Origin of the sequence: Exiguobacterium sp. S22-S28 (assembly GCF_043359615.1) — a bacterium.
Taxonomy (GTDB): Bacteria; Bacillota; Bacilli; order Exiguobacteriales; family Exiguobacteriaceae; genus Exiguobacterium_A.
The window spans coordinates 33,076-49,997 of the sequence record NZ_JBHFFC010000034.1 but is presented as its reverse complement, the minus strand read 5'-3'; the positions used below and the strand labels follow the sequence as shown (position 1 = coordinate 49,997).

The window sequence follows — 16,922 nt, the reverse complement described above, 5'->3', positions numbered from 1 at the left end:
AACACACCATCCGAAAGCGAGCGGATGGTGTGCAGGAGTGCAAATCAAAGAAGGTATCTTCCTGATGAGGGAAATACCGAAAATGAGCAGACTCGTAGCGTCAGTCATCCGCAACTCATTGCGAAAGTGATGAATTCTTTCATCATTAGACAGTAGCGAGTGAATGCTTCATTTCGGTATTGTACCTCCTATTCATAGACTATGTGTTCAGTGTAGCAACTTGTGGTCAGCAAGACAAGTAAGAATCGAGTAATGCTTGAGCAGCCGTTGCTTCTTCCGTGCTCGGGGGAAGGACATCTTTTAACGGATAGTCAAGACCAAGTGCTTCCCACTTGTAGACGCCGAGCTGATGATAGGGAAGGACTTCGACCCGTTCGACATTGCCGAGCGTTCGGATGAATTCACCGGTCTGACGGAGGAAAGTTTCCGTCATCGTCAAACCCGGGACCAGCACGTGGCGGATCCAGACCGGAATATTTCGTTCGGCTAACCGTTTCGCAAAGGCGAGCGTATTGGCATTACTCCGACCGGTCAGCAGCCGGCAGGTCGCGTCATCGATATGTTTGATATCGAGTAAAACCAGATCCGTGTAGTCGAGGATGCGATCGAGATTTTTAGGAACGACCGAGCCGGCTGTATCAATGACCGTGTGCAATCCTTTTTGTTTCGCTTCTCGCAGGGCAGCTTCAAGAAACTCCGGTTGGGCAAGCGGCTCTCCGCCGGAAAACGTGATACCGCCGCCTGTCGCATCAAAGAAGGACCGATAACTTTCCGCTTCTTCGACAATCGCTGTCGCGGAAACGGAACGACCACATCCGAATTCCCACGTATCCGCGTTATGGCAATATTGGCAACGTAAGGGGCAACCTTGCGTAAAGACGATGAAGCGAATACCGGGTCCGTCCACTGTCCCGCAAGATTCAACAGAATGAATCGTTCCGTATGTCATAATCCTTCAGTCCTTTCTTCGTTAAAGTGCTCCGTGGAATGTCCGGTTGATGACGTCGATCTGTTGTTCACGGGTCAACTTGATGAAGTTGACGGCGTAACCGGAAACACGGATTGTCAGTTGTGGATAGAGTTCCGGATGTTCCATCGCATCGAGCAAGGTTTCGCGGTCAAAGACATTGACGTTTAAATGATGTCCTTTCGAGGTGGTTCCGCCCATATAGCCGTCGAGCAATCCGACGGTGTTTTGAATCCGTGTCGGTTCATCCTTACCGAGTGCTTTTGGAACAATCGAGAACGTATAGGAGATGCCGTCGAGTGCATGCTCATACGGTAATTTCCCGACGGAGGTCAGTGCAGCAACAGCACCATTCGTATCTCGTCCGTGCATCGGATTGGCCCCGGGTGCGAACGGCTCGCCGGCACGACGACCGTCTGGTGTATTCCCGGTCTTTTTGCCGTAGACGACATTTGAAGTAATCGTCAAGACGGATTGAGTCGGTAAGGCATCGCGGTAAGTCGGATGTTTTCGGATTTTTTCCATGAAGAGTTTGACGAGATCGACTGCCATCTGATCGACACGGGCATCATTGTTTCCGAATTTCGGGAAGTTTCCTTCGATCTTGAAGTCAACGGCGAGTCCGTTCTCGTCGCGAACCGGTGAGACTTTGGCATAGCGGATGGCGGACAGACTGTCAGCAACGACGGACAGCCCGGCAATCCCGCATGCCATCGTCCGGAGGATTTCCGGATCATGCAACGCCATCTCGATGCGTTCATAACTGTATTTATCGTGCATGAAGTGGATGACGTTTAATGTGTTGACGTACAGTTCGGCCAACCAGTCGAGCTGACGGTCGTAAGCCGCCATGACCGTTTCATAATCCAAGACATCGTCGAGAATCAAATCGGTTTTCGGCGCAACTTGGATTTTGAGTTTTTCATCGATGCCGCCATTTAACGTATAGAGGAGCGCTTTTGCCAAGTTCGCGCGTGCTCCGAAAAATTGCATCTGTTTTCCGATTTTCATGGCAGAGACACAACACGCGATGCCGTAATCATCGCCATAAACCGGCAACATCAAATCGTCGTTCTCGTACTGGATCGAACTGGACAGAATCGACATTTTCGCACAAAATTCCTTGAAGCCGCGCGGCAATTGCGTCGACCAAAGGACGGTCAAGTTTGGTTCAGGGGCCGGACCGAGATTGACCAGTGTTTGTAAGAAGCGGAACGAACTTTTCGTGACGTTTGAGCGGCCGTCTTCACTCATCCCGCCGATCGATTCCGTAACCCAGGTTGGATCGCCGGAGAACAAATCATTGTAGTCCGGTGTCCGAAGGAATTTGACGATCCGCAGTTTCATGACAAAATGATCGACGAGCTCCTGAGCGGTTTTTTCCGTTAAGCGTCCGGTCTGCAAATCACGTTCGATATAAATATCGAGGAACGTTGAGACGCGGCCAAGCGACATCGCGGCACCGTTTTGTTCCTTGATGGCAGCAAGATAAGCGAGGTAGACCCACTGGAACGCCTCTTGTGCCGTTTCCGCAGGACGGGACAGGTCACAATCATAACGATTGCCGAGTTCGGTCAGTTCCTGCAACGCACGAATTTGCTCATTCATTTCCTCACGGTCGCGAATCATCGATTCGGACAAAAAGCCACCACGGTTCTGTAAGTCTTGTTTCCGTTGCTCAATCAAGTACGCTGTTCCGTATAACGCAACGCGACGGTAATCACCGATGATCCGACCACGTCCGTAAGCATCTGGAAGTCCGGTGATGATACCTGCTTTTCGAGCGGCGCGCATTTCGGGAGTATAGGCATCGAAGACACCTTGATTATGTGTTTTCCGGTATTCACTGAACGTCCGTGTCACGGTAGGGTCTGCCTCAAAACCATAGGCCTCGAGCGCATCGTTGACCATCCGGATGCCGCCGTTCGGGTGAATTGAGCGTTTGAACGGTTCATCCGTTTGGAGACCGACGACTTTTTCTAAGTCACGATCGAGGTATCCAGGACCATGTGACAGGATTGTTGATGGTGTCGCAGCGTCGACGGCATATACACCACCGCGTGTCCGCTCTTCGCTTGTCAAATTCATGATTTGTTGCCACAGTGTTTCCGTAGCAACTGTTGGACCTGCAAGAAACTGATCATCCCCTCGGTATTCTGTCCGATTTCGACGGATGAAATCAGCTACGTCAATCTGATCGTTCCACGTTCCTGTTTCGAATTGTTGCCATGCTGGTGTTTTTTCAAGTAACATCACGAACACTCCTTTGTTTGTAAGGTGATCAGTCCAAGATATATCCCTTATGTGAATAGTGTAACAAACATAAGGTGAGAAGAGTTTTACATCCCGGTGAAAGCGTGGGAGACTTGAAAAACGTTGGTATATAAGGAGTCACTCAAATGTGTACCAGTTATCGGAATATGCTCGGAAAACAGAAAAAGGGCGAAATACAGCCATATTTTAGAATCTGTATCACTATTTTCATACTCATCTGAACAAGACAGTTTGAAGGGTGATAAAAGTCACACCAGGTTATCTTGTATTTTTATGACGTATCGTTGACAATGAAAAAGGGAATATAGACCGTGGAGGTGCATGAAATGGATTTTTTGCTGTTGGAAGACCGTGCCGATTATAGAACAGGTGATTGGGTGACGTTAAAAGTATCGACTGAAGGAACGCCACGAACGGGAATGATTACGGAGTTTGAAGAAGACGGGTTTTGGATTCGTTTTGAAGATGACTTTGATTTTGAAGACTTTATCGGATACAAAGAAAAATACTTGGCGAAGCTGATACGTCGTCCGAGTGATGTCCGATTCGATTATCCGGTGCTCAGTCAGTTTCCGAAACTGGCGGACGAGCTTCAAGACCGGGTCATTCAAGGGTTTGAAATTTTGACGGAAGAAATAAAAAATGACAATGAAGTGGTATATCACATCCGGCTCATCGATGCAGGAAATGAGTATACGCAAACGTTGCGTGGTTTACGTGACGAAACGACCGATCAATTTGAATATGTCACAGAATGATGCATAAGAGAGTAGGAGAATACACGTTATGGACTTTATGAAACCTTTTATTACAGAAGCATGGGAACGCGCCCGCTTCGAAAAAATGATGCCGGTTCAAGAACAGGCAATTCCATTATTACGCGAAAGAAAAGATGTGTTGGTTGAAGCACCGACTGGGACCGGGAAAACATTAGCATATGTCATCCCGGCATTAGAATTGATCGATGAGAATGAACCGCATATTCAAGTCGTGATTACAGCACCGACACGTGAACTGGTCATGCAGATTCATCAAGTCATCCAACTGTTTTCGCAAGGAAGCGGCATTAAATCAGGTGCTTTTATTGGTGGCGTCGAACTCAAACGTCAGCATGAGCGTCTGAAGAAAAAACCGCAGATCATTGTCGGGACGCCGGGACGACTTGTTGAACTGATTGATTCTAAAAAACTAAAGATGCATAAGGTAAAATTGATTGTTCTCGATGAAGCCGATCAAATTTATGAGAGTGGAATGAGTGTTTCAGCAACTCGGATTGCCAACAGTGCGCTGCGTGATCGTCAACTGGCCTTCATCTCGGCGACTTTACCGGAACGGACAGCCGAATGGGGAAAAACGTTATTTGCGAATGAGCCTGCACGGATTAAAGTGGAGCGTGTTATGAGTACGCAAGTGAAATTTGGTTATATCGAGATGTCACGACGTCTTAAGCCAGAATACTTGCGTCGACTGGCGAACATGCAGGGTGCGAAGGTATTGACGTTCATCAACAACCGTTCATTCCTCGGACCGTTAAACGGCGAACTGAGTAAGTTCTCATTAAAATACCGAATTCTTGACGCTGAAAAAGGAAAACGGGAACGGATGGAAACACTCCGCTCATACAAACGGGGGGAATTCCCGTTGCTCGTGACGACAGGCCTTGCGGCTCGCGGGCTCGATATTGAAGCCGTTACGCATGTCGTGCACTATGATTTACCTGAATCCTTTGATGATTTCGTACACCGTTCTGGACGGACGGGACGTGGAAATGCTTCTGGAATGGTATTGGCCCTTGTGACAGATCACGATTTGAGACACCTGAAGACGTTAACTAAACAAATGGGTGTGGAATTAGAAGAAATGGAGATTTATCGTGGGGAAGTGATTCCAAAACGAGAAGAAACTGAACCCCAAACCATTAAACGCCCGGCGAACCCACACCGGAAAGGACCGACACGATGAAGAGCGAACGAAAAATCATTCCTTTTCCGACGTCAGTATCTGAAGCGGAGATGAATACGGCGCTGAAAACGATGTACCAAGAAGCGGCGACAGCGAGAAGTACGGATTGGGTCGCATTCATCGAAGAAATTGCAACGGAAGGACGATGGTATTTAAAGGACGCCGAGTTATTCCGTGATTTATTCGTCGATTGGGCCATCTTCTACGAGACAGATGAGCAAGGGAAGACACCACACGGTCGTTTTCTCGAACAAGTCAAAGAAGATATGTCGCCTGGGCTGTATCGTGCTTTACGCGGCTTGGCGGATCCGGTACCTTCCTTGTTTCTCGTTGAAGAACATGGAGTCGTTGATATTATGTCTAAACAAACCTATCAGACTGATTTAGCAGAGATCGAAGTCGAAATCGGTGATTTATTGATTGGAAAACTTCTCTATATTTCCGGGAAGTGGCGATTTGCGATTGCCTACATGAAGGTTGCGAAAGCACTTGTGCCGGAAGTCCGGATTCTGTTAGCGGATTTTGTGGATGAGGTGGGTGACGATGCTTTGTTACGGCAGTATCCGGAATTTTGCGCCGAGCTGATTGATTTGTTGCTTGACATCGAAGAGGGAAATATTGCACCACGTCCTGAAGAATAAGAATCAGTAAAAGACAATTTTAAAGCACGCTTCCTGCATTTTCGAAAAGAAAATGCAGGAAGCGTGCTTTTTTGTAGAAACAGGAGAAGTGTACTTCGATTCCGACTTCAAAAATCGAATGGATAGATGCTGATGCCGTTTTTTTCTTGATGTTTAACCCGATACATGGCGAGATCAGCATGTTTCAACCATTGCTCAAGACTGGAGTCTGCGGGATAGTGCGCCACGCCGACGCTTGCTGTAATGTGTAATGTTTGTCCCTGATGCATGTAAGAAGAACTAATCGGCTGCATCAACAGTTTGCAGCGCCGTCTCAAGGACAGCTCATCTTCAGCAGTGGTCAGGAAAGCAAACTCATCACCACCGAGACGATAAACGGATTCATCGGACTGGAGCCCTTTCGAAAGACGCCGGGCGACTTCCACTAGCACATAGTCGCCTGCTTCATGACCGTAGGTATCGTTAATCTGTTTGAAACCGTCCAAATCAATTAAGGCTAAATAATGAAGTGCAGGTACCATTTGATGAAAGGTTTTTTCGAGCGCTCTGCGGTTCCTGATACCTGTTAATCCATCATGATAGGCATGATATTCAATTTGCCGTTGTCGGTTCATTCGATCGGTTACATCATGAAGAATCAAGAAACGACCGACTGGAGCCTGCGCAATCACGATTGGAATGGTCATTAACTCGAATTGTTGCTTTAACTCATTTTCATAAGACGAAACACCTGAAGTCAAAGCGGTTTGGAGATGATGAAGGGCATCAGTGGTCTTCTCAATGGTCATTGCGGGAAGATCAAATATGTGTTGGGCTGCCCGATTCGCATAAATCGGTTGCTCCATTTGATTAAAACGGATAATCGGATCAGGATGTCCTAAAAACAGCGGAATTACTTGCTGTTCGCTTTCCTTAATCTGTTCCGTTCGTCGTCCGACGCGTTCAGCTAATTGTTCATTACGGGTATCGAGTTGTCGGACGATCGAGGTATGCTGTCTCGTAATTAAAATTTGCCGGATGATCAATAAAAATAAAATGATGAAGAGATCTCGTTTTTCTCCTTGTTGTTCCATAAGGTAGTGAAAAAACAACGGGAGTGACAGAAGGGGAAGCCAGGCCCGACGTACAATCGATGAGGTGTTGGTTCCTTCATGGATATGATCAATGTGCCAAAGAATTGCCGCACTTTGGGCCAATCGAATCAGAATCGGCGAAAACATCAAATACTGGCTCGTAAATGCCGGAAAGTAAACGGATGATATCTCATACAGACCACGAATGAAAATCGATAAAAATAATAAAAACAATGTTGTCCGCGAAACCCAGTGTGTGTCTTGAATAAAGAAAAAGTAGAAAAAGACAAACAGACCAAGCGATGTATTGACGAAGACGACGAGCGAATAGGGGAACATGTTAATCGTCGGGTCCACCAATCCGTTTAGAATATGAAAGGCGACAAGTGCTAAAAAAATCACTAAAATCATCGCATCCATAAAAGCTAACACATGTTGACCAAAACTTTTTTTAGAGACAATCCGGTAAAAAATCGCATATAAAAATAAATAATGGGACAAAGAGAATAACATCAGACTATGGAGTCCTGATATGTAAGGAAGTGAAGTGAACAGGTGAAGCGTTTCTAAAATTGAACCGATTACGGATAACGATAAAGAACCTAAGGCAAGCAACCAAAAGTTACGCCTTGGAACGATAAGCAACCGTTCTTTTTGATAAGCAACGAGAATGAAGAAAGCAATTAGAATCAAGGAAAGATATTGTGAAACTTGTTCGATGACAAGGGTTGGAATCGATGGATCAGCATAGGAAATCATGACCGGGACAGCCGAAATTAAAAATAGAACGGGAAACCATTTGATGAAATAGGAAGAACGTTGCATTAAACTGCCTCCTGACATGACGGATGACGAAAAAGTGGAAACCGCTAACTTTTTTTCTTTTTTCTATCATACACTGCTTTTTGCCGGTTCATTCATTTCAAAAAAATAAATCGTACGCTCCGCCTGAAAGACGCGAGGGTACGATTTATTCAAAAGAGCAAATTACTTTTTAAACTGTTCGTAGGCTTCGATTTTTTCGGACAAGTATGTCCAATACTCCATCAACTGATCAATTTGGGCTTTAGCATGTTCGATTTGTTGGTACAGATCGTTAACCTGACCTATATCACTTCCGGACGATGCGAGTTGTTGTTCAAGGGATTCGGCAAGTAACTCGGCTTCCTCGATTTGAGATTCAATCGATTTCCAGTCGAGTTGTTCTTGGTAACTTAATTTTTTAGGTGCCTCAACTGTCCTTGTCTCAGTAACGGTCGGTTCTTTCGGCAAAGACAGAGCATCCGTTGGTCCGATCGGAAGTTCCCGCTGCTCCAAATAATCCGTGTATTGTCCATAATAAGAAACGACGTGCCCCTCTTCGAATGCCAGCAACCGATCGACGGCACGGTCAAGGAAATAGCGGTCATGGCTGACCGTGATGACGGTACCGGGAAATGAGTCCAAGTAATCTTCCAAAACGGAAAGTGTTTCTGTGTCTAAATCATTGGTCGGTTCATCGAGGAAAAGTACGTTTGGCTCGTCCATTAAAATCGTCAACAGCTTCAGGCGGCGCTTTTCACCTCCGGATAACTTGCCGATCGGTTTGTACTGTGCTTCCGGTTTGAATAAAAATTGTTCAAGCATTTGGCTTGCTGTAATTTCTTGACCGTCGAGCGTAGTAATGACTTGGGCAATCCGTTCGACTTCTTCGATGACACGACGCTCTGGATGACTGAACTCTGCAAACTGTCCATAAAATCCGACCTTTACGGTTTCACCATGGATGACTTCACCGCTCGTCGGCTCCAAACGTTTTGCAAGAATGGACAAGAGGGTCGACTTTCCACTGCCGTTACGACCGACGATCCCGTATCGTTCCTTGCGGCCGAATAACCAGTTGAATCCGTCAAACAATGTCCGGTCACCGAACTGTTGACCGACTTCAAGCGCCTCGATGACTTTTTTTCCGAGTCGTGTTGAACCGACCTGCACTTCGAGGGTGGCCTCTTCTTCTTCGTAAGACAGTTCTTGCAGAGCATCCACACGTTGAATCCGTGCTTTTTGTTTGGTTGTCCGCGCTTTTGCTCCCCGACGTAACCAAGCAAGTTCCCGGCGTAGAATGTTTTGGCGTTTTTCTTCCATTGATGCAGTCCGTTCCCGCCGTTCTGAGCGCTTTTCCAAAAAGGATTCGTAATTGCCTACATAAAAATAAGCCGTTCCGTTTGCGATTTCCATCATGTGGTTTGTGACCCGGTTTAAGAAATAACGATCGTGGGTGATGATTAGGATGGCACCACGGTATTCTTTGATTTGCGATTCGAGCCAAGTGATGGTTTCGGCATCGAGTTCATTCGTCGGCTCATCGAGTAATAAGAGGTCGGCTTCGTCGAGCAGAGCCTCTGCCAGACCAACCCGTTTTCGTTGTCCGCCGGATAGGGAACCAATCGTTGCCTCAAGGTTCGTGATGCCGAGTTTATTTAAAATCATTTTTAGGCGTGATTCGGTATCCCAGGCATTTGCCGCATCGATTTCCGTTTGTGCACTGATGAAGCGTGTCAATAACGTTTCGTTCGTCGGATCCTGCTCGAGAGCGAGGCGGGCGACTTCATAATGCCGGAGTGCATTAATGGTCGGTGTATTTCCTGACAATAAAACCTGCATGACGGTTTGATCTTCCGGATAATCCGTTGACTGGGAAAGTAGACGGATCCGGTAGTCGTTCGGATGATGTAACTCACCGAAATCAGCCGTTTCTTGTCCTGCCAAGATATGGAGCAGGGTCGATTTTCCGGTACCGTTTACACCGATGATGCCGATCCGGTCACCCGGACTGACGGAAAATGTGACGTCTTCGAATACAATTTTATCGGCGAATTCTTTTTTTAGTTGATCGACTTTAAGTAACATGTCAGACTCCTTCTACAATTTCCTTGATTTGTTGTTCGACCAAAACGACCAATTCTTTTTGAGACATCGTTTTAGGATCGATGGGTTTTAAAATCGTGACATCGACGGTCGCCGGTCGGATACGACCGGTTTCCTCCATGACGCGGTAGCTGCCAGAAATCGCAATCGGAACGACGAGTGCTCCGCTTGACGTCGCGAGTGTAAAACTGCCAGCTTTAAATTCAGCGACCGGACCACCTTTTGAACGTGTTCCTTCCGGGAAAATGATCATCGATTGTCCATCTTTGATCGTCTCGATCCCGGACCGGATTGCTTTTAAGGACTGGCGCCGGTCTTTGCGGTCAATCATGACACATCCCATCAGATTCATCCAGACATTGACGATTGGGATTTTATTGACTTCGATTTTCGAGATGAAGGCTTTGGGTTTATCAATTTTTCCGAGTAGAATCGGAACGTCAAAATTACCTTGATGATTGGCAATGAAGACGACCGGTTGATCGGCCGGAATGTGCTCTTGACCGGTCAGACGGACTTTTACGCCGGCAACCCGTAACAACGAGTTTGCCCAGGCGTGTGCAACTTTTTGTGTGTACGCGTACCGTGCGGCATGCGTTCGACGTTTTGCCCCCGGAAGAAACGGTAATGTAAGGGGTAGAACCAGTCCAAAGTAGATGAACCAGATGAGTGTACGTAACATAGTGGCATCAGACTCCTTTTCTTCTTTCGTTATTATTGTACAAAAAAAGACCGGGTATCGCACCCAGTCTTCGTCATCATTCCCAATAACGTGGTTCAGACTCTTCTTCAGTCTCTCCAAGTTCAAACGTCAAGCGTCGTGTCGTTGGATCAATTGAAAAAGAAGCGTTGGTATTGTCGATTTGTTTGATTTCCATCGTTTCCTCGTCGAGGATGAGGGTGAGGCGGACTTTATCTTCGTGATCGACGAGCAAAACACCATCTTCTTTTAACCAAAGATCGATGACAGGCGAATAACGAAGGGTCCAACCGTTGGATAAGGGAATTTCATTCATAATGACTTGGTTCCTCCTAATGCGAAGTTAAATCAGATTCATTATTTATCATGCTGTTCTGTCGCGGATAATGCAAGTGGCGGAATCGTTTCCCGTGGATTATAAGACAGTTGATACGATTGTTCACGTTTTTTCATGCGCTCATACTGTTTTTTGACCCGACGATGCTGCACATATTCAAGATAGGACTGGTGAGACGTCCGAATGAGTTGTCTGAGAGAAGAGAGTGATAAACAAATGGCGAGTGTAAAGACAAATACACCGATGGAATCCGTATAATAACCGGACGTATAACTTAAGTATGTACTCATGAGACCCGTAAGCGTCGTGAACAGGTAAAACCACATGATCGTGCCCTCCTTGGTTTAGATGATCTACATCTGTTAAGAAATTCGCGATGAAAGTCTGATTTCCTGTATCGCCCTGTAAAACTTCGGAAAAAATAAAAAAATCCACACCATGAGTGCAGATTTTAAGGTGTATCAATATGTTGAAGCGCTGGCGTTTTAGGTGAGAGGTCTGTGCTGCTCGAACCTTCTGCGAAAACAATTCCGATCGTCGCAAGGAAAGCGAAAAAAGCAAATACCAATGTTTTAGTAAAGCGTCTTGCAAAAGAACGCGATTGAATGTTATGAAACATATTAATCCCCCATATTTAACTAAACTAAACCTTCTTTTTCCTATTGTCTAATCATAACGTGTTTTATCAAAAAAATCACTCAAATCAGAACCGTTCACAGAAATGTCATATTTGTTCGCTTTTGCTTTGTGTCGGAAGAGGGCTGAAAAAGAGTATAGTATGGTAGGTGAACGGTACAAACTAGGAAAAAACAGATGGAAACGACAGAAGGGAGATGACCGTACATGGCATTACGCGCAGGACAGGTTGTCACATTAAAAGTAGAACGAGAAGCGGACTTTGGTGTTTTCTTAAGCGACGGCGAAGAAGACATCTTACTTCATAATAATGAACAAACGAAAAAACTGGAACTCGATGAAGAAGTAGAGGTCTTCCTGTACCAAGATAACGAAGGGCGGCTCGCTTCTTCAATGACGATTCCGGAAGCTTCGTTTGAGGATTATGTGAAAACGACGATTAACGGAACACGTTACAATACAGGAGTGTTTGCGAACATCGGGATTCAAAAAGATGTTTTAGTATCACTCGACGATTTGCCACAGCGTCGGACGTTTTGGCCGGAAGAAGGCGATCAGCTTTATATTCGTCTGAAGCATGACCAAAAACTTCGATTGCTTGGAGATCCGGCTCCTTATGCTTACTTCAACTTACAAGCAAAACCAGCCCCGGAAGAGTGGAATAACATGGACGTCGAAGGACTCGTCTTTGCTCAACGGGACCCTGGTGTAAACGTCTGGGTCAATGAACAGACGATTGGTTTTCTTCATGAGCAAGAGATGGAACGGTGGCCGCGACTTGGAGAAGTTATGAAATTACGGGTGACAAATGTGAAGCCAGATGGTACAGTATTACTTTCAGCAAGACCACGTGCTCACGAGGCAATCGACATCGATGCAGATTTGATCATGAATCACCTGCTTGAACATGATGGTCAGATGACGTATGGTGATAAGACACCTCCTGAGACGATTGATGAGGTATTTGGCCTAAGTAAGGCTGCCTTCAAACGTGCTTTAGGTCGATTGTTGAAAGACAAAAAAATAGAAAAACATGAAACGGGTATTCGGTTAACGAAATAAGTTAGCCAACTTTAGCCTACGTTTCGAATAAATAGTTAGGAATTCATCATTTTGGTGGTTGCGGCTGGTACGTACCGGCGACCATTTCCAAATAAAACCCCATCACTAGTGGGGGCAAGCGGCGCGAATTCGAGCGTTGTACGGTCCGGGCATCATGCCTTTCCCTCGCCCTTATGGCAACGATTATGATGGTGACTTCCCTAAACATTATTATACGCAGAAATAGCCTCTATCTTTAAGGATGAGCTTCTGCTATAATAGGTAGTCGATTGTATTCGTTACGGTAGCGTCTGTTTAGTGGCAGACGCTTTTCATATGACAAAGGAGAGTATTTAGCATTGACAACATTTCGTGAATTAAATCTTAGTGAGGCACTTATCAAAGGTGTCCTAAAAATGGGCTTTGAAGAAGCAACTCCAATCCAAGCAGAAACAATTCCAGTCGGTCTTAGCGGCGTTGACTTAATCGGTCAAGCACAAACAGGAACAGGGAAAACAGCAGCATTCGGTATTCCAACGATTGAGCGTCTTGACGCAAAATCACGTCATATCCAAGCTTTGATCCTTGCACCGACTCGTGAACTTGCGATTCAAGTAGCAGAAGAACTTAACCGCATTGGTGAAGTAAAACGTGTTCATGCCTTGCCAGTATACGGTGGGCAGCAAATCGACCGTCAGATTCGTGCGCTTCGTAAGAACCCACAAATCGTCGTCGCGACACCTGGTCGTCTAATGGACCACATGAACCGTAAAACATTAAACCTTGATCACGTTCAAACTGTCATCTTGGATGAAGCAGATGAAATGTTGAACATGGGCTTCGTGGAAGATATCGAAAAAATCTTAGGTACACTTCCACCAACTCGTCAAACACTCTTATTCTCTGCAACAATGCCACCACAGATTCGTAAAATCGCAGATCGTTTCATGACGACTCCGACTCACATCAAAGTAAAAGCAAAAGAAATGACTGTCGAAAACATCGATCAATCATTCATCGAATTAAAAGAAAATCAAAAATTCGACGTGCTTTGCCGCTTGATTGATACGGATTCTCCTGAACTTTCAATCATCTTTGGTCGTACGAAAAAACGTGTTGACGAGATGACAGAAGGACTTGTTCAACGTGGATACACGGCTGACGGTTTACACGGTGACTTGACACAAGCGAAACGTGACCAAGTTATCCGTCGTTTCAAAAAAGGAACAATCGATATCCTTGTAGCTACAGACGTAGCGGCACGTGGACTTGATATTACAGGCGTCACACACGTTTATAACTTCGATGTACCACAAGATCCGGAGAGCTATGTTCACCGTATCGGTCGTACAGGTCGTGCTGGTAAAACAGGATCAGCGATCACGTTTGTTACACCACGTGAATTTGGTCAAATCAAAACAATCGAACGTGTCACAAACAAAAAAATGTCACGTCGTCACGCACCGACACTTGATGAAATTCTAGAAGGCAACTTGAAGCTTGCTGCACAAGAATTAATCAAACGTGTAGAAGCGAAAAATGCACAAGAGTATACAACACTCGCTCAAGAACTTCTTGAAGAGTACGAAGCAGTTGAATTAATCTCAGCAGCGCTTAAAGGATTGACGAAAGAGCCGGATGCAACGCCAGTTCAAATTTCTTCAATCGAACCAATTCGTGTGAAACGTTTTGGTAGCAACGGTGGCGGCGGTAACCGTCGTCCTTACGGTAATAAAGGTGGATCAGGTTCTGGTTCTTCTTCTAACCGTAGCAGTGGCGGCTACCGTGGTAGCAACCCGCGTGGTGGAGAACGTCGTGAAGGCGGTCGTCCTTCTGAAGGAAACCGTAGTTCTTCTTCATCATCATCAGATCGTCGTGAAGGTGGATACGCTGGTCGTAACCGCAGTGAAAGTGATCGTAACCGTGGTGGACGCAAACCACGTTTTGAAAAGTAAGAAAGTTGAACCGATTTGTCACAGACAAGTCGGTTCTTTTTTTTGAAATCTCATGCTAAAATGAGCAATGAACGATATAGAGAGGGCGGAATTTTGTGTATATTACCTACGCTTTGGCATTCATTTGTCTCATTGTGCTAGTCGTCGCGACGAAACGGATCAGTGAACGGACGACGAAAGGGCACTTCCGTTATATTCCTTTGGCAACTCTTCTATTTGGCGGGATTATCTTTCTTGTCTTGGCGATTGGAAAAGGTGGGGCGACCGGTATTCAATACGGAGTGCTCAGTATTATCTATTTAACGGCGACATTTGGTGTCTATTTGTACATCGCAGTCAGAAAAGATACAACCTTATTTTAAAGACAGGACCTCTCTGATTACAGAGGGGTTCTTTTTTTGATAAGATGGAACAAGAGAAGAGGGGGGAGCAGAATGGATGCATTAGATGTCATTGTTCATCCCGAACAGATTGAGGCCTGGTTCCAACCAATCGTTGGTGCGGCGCCTTTTAAAGTAGAAGGGTATGAAATTCAGTCACATTTCCGTGGAGAACCGTTAAAACCATTTTTTCAAGAAGATGACGTCCCGATTGAGTACCAATTGGAAGTGATGAGTCACGTCATCCGGCACGCGTTTCAAAAAGTGCCGGCTGATGCGCACTCCTTTGTCTTGATTCGTTGTCGACCGGCTTGGTTGTTTGAGAACGGCGGGGAAGATTTCTTGAGTATTTTACGTGATGCGCAAATTGATTTTCCGGAAGATCGGTTGTATGTCACATTAACCGACGTGCAAGTGGATGATTTTGACCGTCTCGGTCGAATCGTCGCCTACTATCAGAACTCAGGTCTGAAAGTGGCACTCGACAGGGCGGAAGCAACAAGTCTCGAACGGGTGTTTTCGATGTCACCGGACATGCTGATCGTCGATTTAGCATCGATGATCGAGAAAAAAACGGTTTCCGCCAGCTATCCTCATCTGTTGCAAACGATGGAGCACTTGTGCGACCAGCTCGGGGCACCATTACTTTACAAAAACATCAGTCACCTTGGTCAATTGCGGTATGCTTGGCAGCATGGTGGACGGTACTACATGGGGAATCTGTTAGGCGAAACGACGCCGAACTGGGTGACGACATGTCCTGGCATGGAGATTCTTCTTCATGAGGTACCGATGTTTTACAAGTATGACCGGGAACAGATGAACCGATTGTTTCAACTCGAGCAAGACTGGACGATTCGCTTTAATGAATATTGCCAGACGGTCAAACCAGATGAAGCACTTGATGATTGGTTGCTGATGTTAGCGAAGAAAATGGAGCCTGAGTTCATTCGGTTTTATATTACGGATGCCAATGGGTTCCAACAATCGTCGAACATCAGTAAAAAGAGCGGGGACTGGAAACGGTACTCCTTCTATCGAGGATATAATTGGAGTTTCCGGCCATACTTTATCCGGACGACGGTAGCAATGGAACGGAGGCATACCGGGTACTTATCTGACCGATACGTCGATTTCAGTTCGGGTGAACAGACACGGACGTTCAGTATGCCGCTGAATAACGGAATGTTCTTATTTGCTGATATTTCAGCAGAGTATTTATATCAAGCACGATTAAGTGAATGAGGAGGAAATGAATGATGTTAGATTATGATTATGAGGCATTACGCGAAATTGGACGGATCGTTGCGATTGCACGCGATGAAATGGCCGATGCCGTAAAACCAGGTATTACGACGAAGGAACTGGACGATATCGGAGCACGTATCCTAAAAGAACAAGGAGCGGAATCTGCGCCAATCGTCATGTATGATTTTCCGGGGGCAACTTGTATCAGTGTGAATGAAGTGGCAGCGCACGGTATTCCCGGGGCATATGTCATCCAAGAAGGCGACATCGTCAATGTCGATGTCTCTGCCGTAAAGAATGGCTACTATTCCGACACAGGTAAGACAGTTATCGCGGGGCAAGCCCGTCGTCCGGAAGATGTCCGTTTGGTTGAAGTCTCTTTGTCTGCCCTTGAAAAAGGATTAGAGAAAGTGAAAGCCGGAACGAAAGTCAATCAAATCGGTAAAGCGATTTATGCCGAGACGCGCAAGAGCGGTTTTACCGTCATCCGGAACTTGGCGGGACACGGTTTAGGGAAGACGCTGCACGGCGAGCCGGAGTCCATTTCCAACTACTTCAGTCGCGAGGAAAATGATTTGTTGAAAGAAGGACAAGTCATTGCTGTCGAAACATTCATTTCGACAGGGGACGAGTTCTGTATGGAAGACGAAAAGGATGGTTGGACATTATATACACCAAATAAAAGTTTGGTATCTCAATTTGAACATAGTGTCATCGTTTTAAAAGACGGATATGAAATTTTAACGAAGGTCGATTAACAGGATTAGTTCAGAACATCAGACAAAAGAGCACACTTTTCTC

At 45.8% G+C, this 16,922-nt stretch carries 15 protein-coding genes; 8 read left to right on the top strand and 7 right to left on the bottom strand.

The features are described 5' to 3' along the window. Window positions 1–226: 226 nt before the first annotated feature. Together pflA and pflB are read right to left on the bottom strand one after the other, a co-directional pair. Entirely contained in the window at window positions 227–949 is a 723-nt protein-coding gene (gene pflA / locus ACHA8N_RS16760; protein ID WP_026833823.1) for a pyruvate formate-lyase-activating protein, read from the bottom strand. Between the two features lie 21 nt (window positions 950–970). Continuing rightward, window positions 971–3,220: a formate C-acetyltransferase gene (gene pflB / locus ACHA8N_RS16755; RefSeq protein WP_393966386.1), complete on the bottom strand. Its 2,250-nt coding sequence runs from the start codon at window positions 3,218–3,220 to the stop codon at window positions 971–973. 347 nt (window positions 3,221–3,567) lie between these two features. Between pflB and ACHA8N_RS16750 the strand changes: the two genes are divergently transcribed. Genes ACHA8N_RS16750 through ACHA8N_RS16740 form a run of 3 tightly spaced genes read left to right on the top strand, consistent with a single transcriptional unit; the run spans window position 3,568 to window position 5,844 of the window. Then, window positions 3,568–3,999 carry a hypothetical protein gene (locus ACHA8N_RS16750; protein ID WP_147512506.1) on the top strand — a complete coding sequence of 144 codons (432 nt, stop codon included), beginning with the start codon at window positions 3,568–3,570 and terminating at the stop codon, window positions 3,997–3,999. A 28-nt stretch (window positions 4,000–4,027) separates the two neighbouring features. Continuing rightward, a complete protein-coding gene (locus ACHA8N_RS16745; RefSeq protein ID WP_393966385.1) occupies window positions 4,028–5,203 on the top strand; it encodes a DEAD/DEAH box helicase in 1,176 nt (391 codons plus the stop codon). After that, window positions 5,200–5,844: a hypothetical protein gene (locus ACHA8N_RS16740; RefSeq protein WP_147512504.1), complete on the top strand. Its 645-nt coding sequence runs from the start codon at window positions 5,200–5,202 to the stop codon at window positions 5,842–5,844. The genes ACHA8N_RS16745 and ACHA8N_RS16740 overlap by 4 nt, the downstream gene beginning before the upstream one ends. A gap of 107 nt (window positions 5,845–5,951) precedes the next feature. Here the strand turns inward: ACHA8N_RS16740 and ACHA8N_RS16735 are convergent, their stop codons facing one another. From ACHA8N_RS16735 to ACHA8N_RS16715, 5 genes are all read right to left on the bottom strand, one after another. Next, the gene (locus ACHA8N_RS16735; protein WP_393966384.1) at window positions 5,952–7,742 is read right to left on the bottom strand and encodes a sensor domain-containing diguanylate cyclase; all 1,791 of its coding nucleotides are present in this window, start codon (window positions 7,740–7,742) and stop codon (window positions 5,952–5,954) included. 162 nt (window positions 7,743–7,904) lie between these two features. Then, on the bottom strand, window positions 7,905–9,806 hold the full coding sequence (locus ACHA8N_RS16730; RefSeq protein ID WP_393966383.1) for an ABC-F family ATP-binding cassette domain-containing protein: 1,902 nt from the start codon (window positions 9,804–9,806) through the stop codon (window positions 7,905–7,907). Between the two features lies 1 nt (window position 9,807). Beyond that, on the bottom strand, window positions 9,808–10,506 hold the full coding sequence (locus ACHA8N_RS16725; RefSeq protein WP_393966382.1) for a lysophospholipid acyltransferase family protein: 699 nt from the start codon (window positions 10,504–10,506) through the stop codon (window positions 9,808–9,810). A gap of 76 nt (window positions 10,507–10,582) precedes the next feature. Next, window positions 10,583–10,840, bottom strand: coding sequence for a hypothetical protein (locus tag ACHA8N_RS16720; RefSeq protein WP_147512500.1), 258 nt, complete (start codon window positions 10,838–10,840; stop codon window positions 10,583–10,585). 41 nt (window positions 10,841–10,881) lie between these two features. Further along, window positions 10,882–11,187 carry a hypothetical protein gene (locus ACHA8N_RS16715; RefSeq protein ID WP_147512499.1) on the bottom strand — a complete coding sequence of 102 codons (306 nt, stop codon included), beginning with the start codon at window positions 11,185–11,187 and terminating at the stop codon, window positions 10,882–10,884. Window positions 11,188–11,704: 517 nt separating this feature from the next. On the opposite strand from ACHA8N_RS16715, the gene ACHA8N_RS16710 reads away from it, so the two are divergent. The 5 genes from ACHA8N_RS16710 (at window position 11,705) to map (ending at window position 16,879) form a co-directional block, all read left to right on the top strand. Continuing rightward, window positions 11,705–12,559 (top strand): S1-like domain-containing RNA-binding protein, encoded by an 855-nt coding sequence (locus ACHA8N_RS16710; protein WP_147512498.1) that lies wholly within the window; start codon window positions 11,705–11,707, stop codon window positions 12,557–12,559. A gap of 338 nt (window positions 12,560–12,897) precedes the next feature. Next, a complete protein-coding gene (gene cshA / locus ACHA8N_RS16705) occupies window positions 12,898–14,493 on the top strand; it encodes a degradosome RNA helicase CshA (protein WP_147512497.1) in 1,596 nt (531 codons plus the stop codon). 95 nt (window positions 14,494–14,588) lie between these two features. Further along, on the top strand, window positions 14,589–14,855 hold the full coding sequence (locus tag ACHA8N_RS16700; RefSeq protein ID WP_147512496.1) for a hypothetical protein: 267 nt from the start codon (window positions 14,589–14,591) through the stop codon (window positions 14,853–14,855). A 72-nt stretch (window positions 14,856–14,927) separates the two neighbouring features. Beyond that, a complete protein-coding gene (locus tag ACHA8N_RS16695; protein ID WP_147512495.1) occupies window positions 14,928–16,118 on the top strand; it encodes an EAL-associated domain-containing protein in 1,191 nt (396 codons plus the stop codon). Window positions 16,119–16,132: 14 nt separating this feature from the next. Then, window positions 16,133–16,879, top strand: coding sequence for a type I methionyl aminopeptidase (gene map / locus ACHA8N_RS16690; RefSeq protein ID WP_393966420.1), 747 nt, complete (start codon window positions 16,133–16,135; stop codon window positions 16,877–16,879). Window positions 16,880–16,922 lie beyond the last annotated feature (43 nt).

Excerpts from the sequence above, each read along its gene's own strand:
- pflA (WP_026833823.1), bottom strand. The coding sequence starts at position 949 with ATGACATACGGAACGATTCATTCTGTTGAATCTTGCGGGACAGTGGAC.
- pflB (WP_393966386.1), bottom strand. The coding sequence starts at position 3,220 with ATGTTACTTGAAAAAACACCAGCATGGCAACAATTCGAAACAGGAACG.
- ACHA8N_RS16750 (WP_147512506.1), top strand. The coding sequence starts at position 3,568 with ATGGATTTTTTGCTGTTGGAAGACCGTGCCGATTATAGAACAGGTGAT.
- ACHA8N_RS16745 (WP_393966385.1), top strand. The coding sequence starts at position 4,028 with ATGGACTTTATGAAACCTTTTATTACAGAAGCATGGGAACGCGCCCGC.
- ACHA8N_RS16740 (WP_147512504.1), top strand. The coding sequence starts at position 5,200 with ATGAAGAGCGAACGAAAAATCATTCCTTTTCCGACGTCAGTATCTGAA.
- ACHA8N_RS16735 (WP_393966384.1), bottom strand. The coding sequence starts at position 7,742 with ATGCAACGTTCTTCCTATTTCATCAAATGGTTTCCCGTTCTATTTTTA.
- ACHA8N_RS16730 (WP_393966383.1), bottom strand. The coding sequence starts at position 9,806 with ATGTTACTTAAAGTCGATCAACTAAAAAAAGAATTCGCCGATAAAATT.
- ACHA8N_RS16725 (WP_393966382.1), bottom strand. The coding sequence starts at position 10,506 with ATGTTACGTACACTCATCTGGTTCATCTACTTTGGACTGGTTCTACCC.
- ACHA8N_RS16720 (WP_147512500.1), bottom strand. The coding sequence starts at position 10,840 with ATGAATGAAATTCCCTTATCCAACGGTTGGACCCTTCGTTATTCGCCT.
- ACHA8N_RS16715 (WP_147512499.1), bottom strand. The coding sequence starts at position 11,187 with ATGTGGTTTTACCTGTTCACGACGCTTACGGGTCTCATGAGTACATAC.
- ACHA8N_RS16710 (WP_147512498.1), top strand. The coding sequence starts at position 11,705 with ATGGCATTACGCGCAGGACAGGTTGTCACATTAAAAGTAGAACGAGAA.
- ACHA8N_RS16695 (WP_147512495.1), top strand. The coding sequence starts at position 14,928 with ATGGATGCATTAGATGTCATTGTTCATCCCGAACAGATTGAGGCCTGG.
- map (WP_393966420.1), top strand. The coding sequence starts at position 16,133 with ATGTTAGATTATGATTATGAGGCATTACGCGAAATTGGACGGATCGTT.